This window comes from Streptomyces sp. NPDC096136, assembly GCF_044763325.1.
Lineage (GTDB): Bacteria > Actinomycetota > Actinomycetes > Streptomycetales > Streptomycetaceae > Streptomyces.
In genome coordinates, this window is record NZ_JBIWFZ010000049.1 from 1 (window position 1) to 7,171 (window position 7,171).

The 7,171-nt window shown below is 69.3% G+C and carries 1 protein-coding gene; it reads left to right on the plus strand.

The window, feature by feature from the left end; genetic code table 11:
- On the plus strand, positions 1-7,171 hold a 7,171-nt coding region (locus tag ACIRBY_RS38590), incomplete at both ends, for an amino acid adenylation domain-containing protein (protein ID WP_403910120.1).

Below are 7,171 nucleotides of genomic sequence, written 5' to 3' on the forward strand. Positions count from 1 at the left end.
GCCTCGCCGCCTACACCCACCAGGACATCCCCTTCGAGCACCTGGTCGAAAAACTCAACCCCCACCGCAGCACCACCCACCACCCCCTCTTCCAGATTTCCCTGGGTCTCCAGAACACCCAGCAGCCCTCCTTCGATCTGCCTGGACTCCACGTGGAGTCCGGAGGGGTGGGAACGAGCACCTCGCGGTTCGACATGTCCATCGTCATGTCCGAGGAGCGCGGCAATGACGGTGCACCCGCGGGGATCAACGGCTACATCGAGTTCGCGTCCGACCTGTACGACCGGAGCACCGTCGAGGCCCTTGCGACGCGGTGGGCCCGGATCCTGACGGCGATGGCCGCCGACCCGACTCGTCCCATCGGTTCCGTGGACATCCTCACCCCCGCTGAGCGCGAACGACTCGACGGCTGGATCACCACACCCCGTCCGGAAGTCAAGGACGCGACACTGGCGGACCTGTTCGAGTCCCGCGCGCAGACAGGCGGCGACAGGACGGCTCTCGACACCGGTCAAGCGACGTGGACCTACGCCGAGCTCAACGCCCGCGCCAACCAGATCGCCCACTGGCTGATCAGCCGCGGCATCGGCGCCGAACAGCTGGTGGGCCTGGCCCTGCCGCGCAGCGCCGAACTCTTCGCGGTGCTCCTCGGGGTTGCCAAGGCGGGTGCCGGCTACTTGCCGATCGATCCGGAGTACCCGGCCGAGCGGATCGCCTACATGCTCGCCGACGCGGCCCCGGTCCTCGTCGTCACCACCGAGGCGCTGGCACAGGAGCTCACCGACAGCACGACCGCGATCGTCTCCCTGGCGGCTTGCATGGCCCAGGTCGAGGCGCAGTCCACTGCCAATCCGGCCGACGCCGACCGCGTCACCCCCGTCGCTCCTCACAACCTCGCGTACACGATCTACACGTCCGGCTCCACAGGCCGACCCAAGGGCACCACCGTCACCCACACCGGGCTGGCCAGCCTCGCCGCCACCCTGGGAGAACGCTGCTCAACCGGCCCCGACAGCCGAACTCTTCAACTCGCCTCGCCGAGCTTCGACGCCTCGATGCTGGAACTGCTCATGGCGATCAGCAACGGTGGCACCCTCGTCCTGCCGCCGCCCGGCCGCCTCGCCGGTGAGGACCTGGCGCGAACCCTGTCGGACGCTCGGATCACCCACGCGTTCATCCCGCCGTCGATCCTCGACACCGTTCCCGCCGAAGCAGTGCACGCCCTCCCCCGTCTCACCCACGTCCTCGTCGGCGCGGAACCCTTCCTGCCGCATCTCGTGCGGCTCTGGGCACCCGGCCGCGCGCTGTACAACGTCTACGGTCCGACGGAGACGACCGTTCTCACCACGATCAGCCGGCCTCTCACCCAGCTGCCGACTCCGATCGGCTACCCGAACCAGAACGTCCGGACCTACGTGCTGGACGCAACGCTCCGACCGACGCCGGTCGGTGTGGGCGGTGAGCTCTACATCGCCGGAAAGGGACTGACCCGTGGGTATCTCAACCGGCCGGGGCTGACCGCGGAGCGGTTCGTGGCGGATCCGTTCGGTGAGCCGGGCACCCGGATGTACCGCACCGGTGACCTGGTGCGCTGGAACCGCGACGGCGAACTGGAATACCTGGGCCGCACCGACCAGCAGGTCAAGATCCGCGGATTCCGCATCGAACCCGGAGAGGTCCAGGCCGCGCTGGTCCGGCATCCCGCCGTCGCCCAGGCCGTCGTGATCCCCTACGAGGACCAGCCCGGAGACACCCGTCTGGTGGCGTACATCGTGCCGGAGAACGGTGAGGAAGAGCCCTCGCTGCGGGTACTGCGCCAGAATCTACGGCAGGAGCTGCCGGATTACATGGTTCCGGCGGCGTTGATCACGGTCGACGCGATTCCGTTGACGCCGAACGGCAAGGTGGACCGTCAGGCCCTGCCGGCGCCGGTGTACGCGGCCGCCGGTGGCGGGCGCGGGGCGCGAACGCCGCGGGAGGAGATCCTGTGCGCGGCGTTCGCCGAAGTCCTGGGCGTGCCGGGCGTGGGGGTCGATGACAGCTTCTTCGACCTCGGCGGCCACTCCCTGCTGGCGACCCGGCTGATCAGCCGTATCCGTACGGCGTTGGGCGTGGAAGTCCCACTGCGCGCCCTGTTCGAAGCACCGACGGTCGCACAGCTGGCACGGCGGCTCGCCCACCATGCCGGCGACCTGCGTCCGGCACTGCTGCCCGCAGTCCGACCGGAGGTGCTGCCGCTGTCACACGCGCAGGAACGCCTGTGGTTCCTGCACAAACTCGAAGGCCCCTCCCCCACCTACAACATGCCCTTCGCACTGCGCCTGAGCGGCCAGTTGGACCGTGCGGCACTGGGCGAGGCTTTCAACGACGTCATCGCCCGTCACGAGGCCCTGCGCACCGTCTACCGGGAAGTCGAGGGACGGCCTGGCCAGCACGTCCTCGTGCCCGAACAGGCCCGGATCGAACTGCGGGTCGTTCCCAGCAGCGACAGCCTGCTGTCCGCGCACCTCGATGAAGCCGCTCGCCGCGAGTTCGACCTGTCCGGCCAGGTGCCGCTGCACGCCCAGCTGTTCGTCCTCAGCCCCACCGAGTCGGTACTGATGCTGGTGCTCCACCACATCGCCGGTGACGGCTGGTCGATGGCCCCGCTGGCCCGGGACCTGATGGCCGCCTACTCCGCACGCCTGACCGGTGGTGAACCGCAGTGGCCGGACCTGCCCGTGCAGTACGCCGACTACACCCTCTGGCAGCGCGAGCTGCTCGGTGACGACACCGACCCCGACAGCCCCTTCAGCCGCCAGTACGCCTACTGGGCCGAACAGCTGGCAGACCTGCCGGAACAGGTCACCCTCCCCACCGACCGCCCCCGCCCGGCCGTCGCCGGCAACAAGGGCGACGCCTGCGCCTTCTCCTTCGACACCGAACTCCATCACGGCCTCACCGCGCTGGCGAGGTCGGCTGACACCACGGTCTACATGGTGCTGCAAGCCGCCCTGGCCGCCCTGATGACCCGCCTCGGCGCGGGAACCGACATCGCCATCGGTTCACCCATCGCCGGGCGGACCGACGAGGGCCTCGACCACCTCATCGGCTTCTTCGTCAACACGCTCGTGCTGCGTACGGACACCTCCGGCGACCCGTCCTTCGCCGACCTGCTGGCCCAGGTGCGCCAGACGAGCCTGGCGGCCTACGCGCACCAGGACGTGCCGTTCCAGCACCTGGTGGAGAAGCTCAACCCGCAGCGCTCCGCCGCCCACCACCCGCTCTTCCAGGTCGCCCTCGTCCTGCAGAACAACAAGCAGGCCGCCTTCCAGCTCCCGGGGCTCCACCTGGCTTCCGAGAGCACGCACACGGGCACATCCCGCTTCGACGTGATGATCAGCCTGACCGAGGAGCACAGCGATCTGCATGAGCCCGCCGGAATCGGCGGAGTCGTCGAGTTCGCTACGGATCTGTATGACCGGTCGACGGTGGAGACGCTGATCGCGCGCTGGACTCGTCTGCTGCGGTCCGTGGTCGCAGATCCGTCCCGGCCGATCGGCTCGCTGGACATGCTCACCGTGGGAGAGGTCGCGCTCCTGCGGGACTGGGCGAGTGCCGCCCGGCCGGAAGTCGGTGAGGTGACGCTGCCGGAGCTGTTCGAGGCCCAGGTACGGGCGACCCCCGAGGCCACCGCCCTGGAAGCCGAGGGTGCGACCTGGAGCTACGCAGAGCTGAACGCGTGGGCGAACCAGATCGCGCACTGGCTGATCTCGCAGGGAATCGGCGTCGAGGAGCTGGTGGGTCTGGCCCTGCCCCGCAGTGCCGAGCGGGTCGCGGCGATCCTGGGCGTCATGAAGGCGGGCGCCGGCTATCTGCCGGTGGACCCGGAATACCCGGCCGAGCGGATCGCCTACATGCTCACCGACGCCGCCCCCGCCCTCCTCGTGACCACCGACCGTCTGATGGAGGAGATGTCCACCGCCGATGGCTTCGGCAGCGCCGGGATCGTCACGATCGAGGCGACGGCGAAGGCGTGGCGGGACCACCCGACGACCGATCCGACGGACACCGACCGGATCGCGCCCCTGACGCCGGCGAACACCGTCTACACGATCTACACATCAGGTTCGACGGGCCGTCCCAAGGGGGTGACGGTCGCGCACACCGGTCTGGCATCGCTTGCGGCCACGGTCGTCGAACGCTGTGCCCTGGCCACCGGAAGCCGGGTGCTGCAGTTCACCTCCGCCAGCTTCGACGTCTCGGTCGTGGAGCTGATGCTCGGCTTCACCGTGGGCGCGACGCTGGTGGTGCCGGGCGCCGGCCGGCTGGCTGGTGAGGACCTCGCCCGTACCCTGGCCGAGGAACGCATCACGCACGTCTTCCTTCCTCCGTCCGCGCTGGCGAGCATGGCTGCCGGGACGGAGTCGGCCCTGCCGGATCTGGCCACCATTGCGGTGGCTGGGGAGGCCTGCCCCCCGGAGCTGGCGGAGCGCTGGTCGCGCGACCGGCTGATGATCAACGCCTACGGGCCCACCGAAACCACCGTCTACGCCGCCACCAGCGGCCCGCTGTCCGGCTCTCACGCACCCATCGGACACCCCGTCACCAACTCCGCCGTACACGTACTCGACGAGCGTCTGCGTCGGGTTCCGGTGGGTGTTGCGGGCGAGCTCTACATCGCCGGCAAGGGCCTGGCACGCGGCTATCTCGGGCGGTTCGGTCTGACGGCCGAACGCTTCGTGGCGGATCCCTTCGGGGAGCCGGGCGCACGGATGTACCGCACGGGTGACCTGGTGCGGTGGAACCGCGACGGTGAACTGGAATACCTGGGCCGTACCGACCAGCAGGTCAAGATCCGCGGATTCCGCATCGAGCCCGGTGAGGTCCAGGCCGCACTGGTGCGGCAGCCGGAGGTCGCCCAGGCGGTCGTGGTCGCCCGCCAGGACCAGCCCGGCGACACCCGTCTGGTCGCATACGTCGTTCCCGAGGCGGAGGCCGGCGACGGTGACGTACGGGTATCGGAGTGGCGGGAGTTGTACGACTCGCTGTACGGCGCATCGGGTGCTCCGCTGGGCGAGGACTTCTCGGGCTGGAACAGCTCCTACACCGGCAGGCCCATCGCACTCGGCGAGATGCACGAATGGCGGCAGGCCACCGTGGAGCGCATCGCCGGCCACCAGCCCCGACGCATCCTGGAGATCGGCGTCGGCTCCGGCCTGCTCATGGCCCCGCTCGCAGGACGAGTGGAGGAGTACTGGGGGACGGACCTGTCCCAGGCGGTGGTCTCCCGCCTTGAGGAACAGACCGCCGAGCGCGGCTGGGACCACGTCACGCTGCGCTGCCAGCCGGCGGACGACACCACCGGACTCCCGGTCGGGTACTTCGACACGATCGTGATCAACTCCGTCATCCAGTACTTCCCCGACCAGGAATACCTCACCCGGGTCCTGACCCAAGCACTGCAACTCCTGGCAGACGGCGGCCGCATCCTCGTCGGCGACGTGCGCCACCTCGGGCTGCTCCGCGCCCTGCACACCGCCGTACACGCCCAGCGCGCCGACGACACCGACGCACTGCGATCCGCAGTGGAGCACGCACTCGTCGTGGAGAAGGAACTGCTGGTCCATCCCGACTACTTCACCGCATTCGCCGCCTCCCACGACCTCGGCGTCGACATACGCCTCAAGCGCGGCCAGAACCACAACGAACTCACCCGCCACCGCTACGAGATCACCTTGCACAACAAGCAGACGGACTCCGCGGACCTGACAGCCCTACCGCGGCTGGTCTGGGGTTCCCACGTCACCTGGGAGCAGCTTGAGGAGCGGCTCGGTGACGGGGGGCCGCTGCGGGTGGCGGGCGTTCCCAACGCCCGCCTGGCCGGTGAAACCGCCGCCGCTGACGCGCTGGAGCGCAGCGAGGACCTGACCGCGATCAATGCCGTGCTCACCGGTGCCGGCGGCATGGACCCGGAGGCGTTCTGCCAGTGGGCTGCCGAGCGGGGCCGGCAGGCATTGCTCACCTGGAACCCGCAGGACCCCGCCGCCTTCGACGTGATCCTCCTCTCCACAAACACCGAAGCGACGGACACCGAAGCGGTGACCGGCACGTACAACCCGCAGCGCCTGACGTCGGCCGTGACGAACACCCCCGTCCGGTCACGGGCCAGCGGCTCGCTGGTGGCGACCCTGCGGCAGGCACTGCAGGACCAGCTGCCCGACTACATGGTCCCGTCGGCGATCGTGGCCCTCGACGCCATCCCCCTCACCCCGAACGGGAAAATCGACCGCAAGGCCCTGCCCACACCGGACTACGGGACAGCCGGCAACGGTCGCGCCCCGCGCACCCCGCAGGAAGAAATCCTCTGCACCCTGTTCGCAGAAGTCCTGGGCCTGCCCGCAGTCAGCATCGACGACAACTTCTTCGACCTCGGCGGCCACTCCCTCCTCGCCACCCAACTCACCAGCCGCATCCGCACCACCCTCGGCACCGAAACCAGCCTCCAGACACTCTTCGAAGCACCCACCGTCGCAGAACTGGCACCACGTCTGACGCACCAAGGAGAGCTGCGCCCGCCCCTGCTGCCCGCCACCCGACCCGACCCCCTCCCCCTCTCCTACGCCCAACAACAGCTGTGGTTCCTGCACCAGCTGGAAGGGCCGTCCGCCACCTACAACATTCCGATGGTGCTGCGGCTGACGGGCGACGCTGATCCGGACGCACTGCGGGACGGCATCAACGATGTCGTTGCTCGCCATGAGGCGTTGCGTACGGTGTTGGGGGATGTTGAGGGGCAGCCTTGTCAGTACGTCCTGGACTCTGCGCAGGCGCGTGTGGACCTTGAGGTCCGCCAGGTGGGCGCGGCCCAGCTGGAGGAGGCGTTGCGGCAGGCCGCTCAGCACGAGTTCGACCTCTCCCGCGACGTTCCGCTCCATGCCGTCTTGTTCACGGTCAATGCGGGCGAGTCGGTGCTGGTGCTGGTGCTGCACCACATCGCCGGTGACGGATCGTCCCTGGCCCCCCTGGCCCGCGACCTCGTTACCGCGTACTCGGCGCGGCTGTCCGGCAGCGAGCCGCAGTGGCCGGACCTGCCCGTGCAGTACGCCGACTACACCCTGTGGCAGCGCGAACTCCTCGGCAACGACACCGACCCCGACAGCCTCTTCGCCCGACAGGAACGCTACTGGGC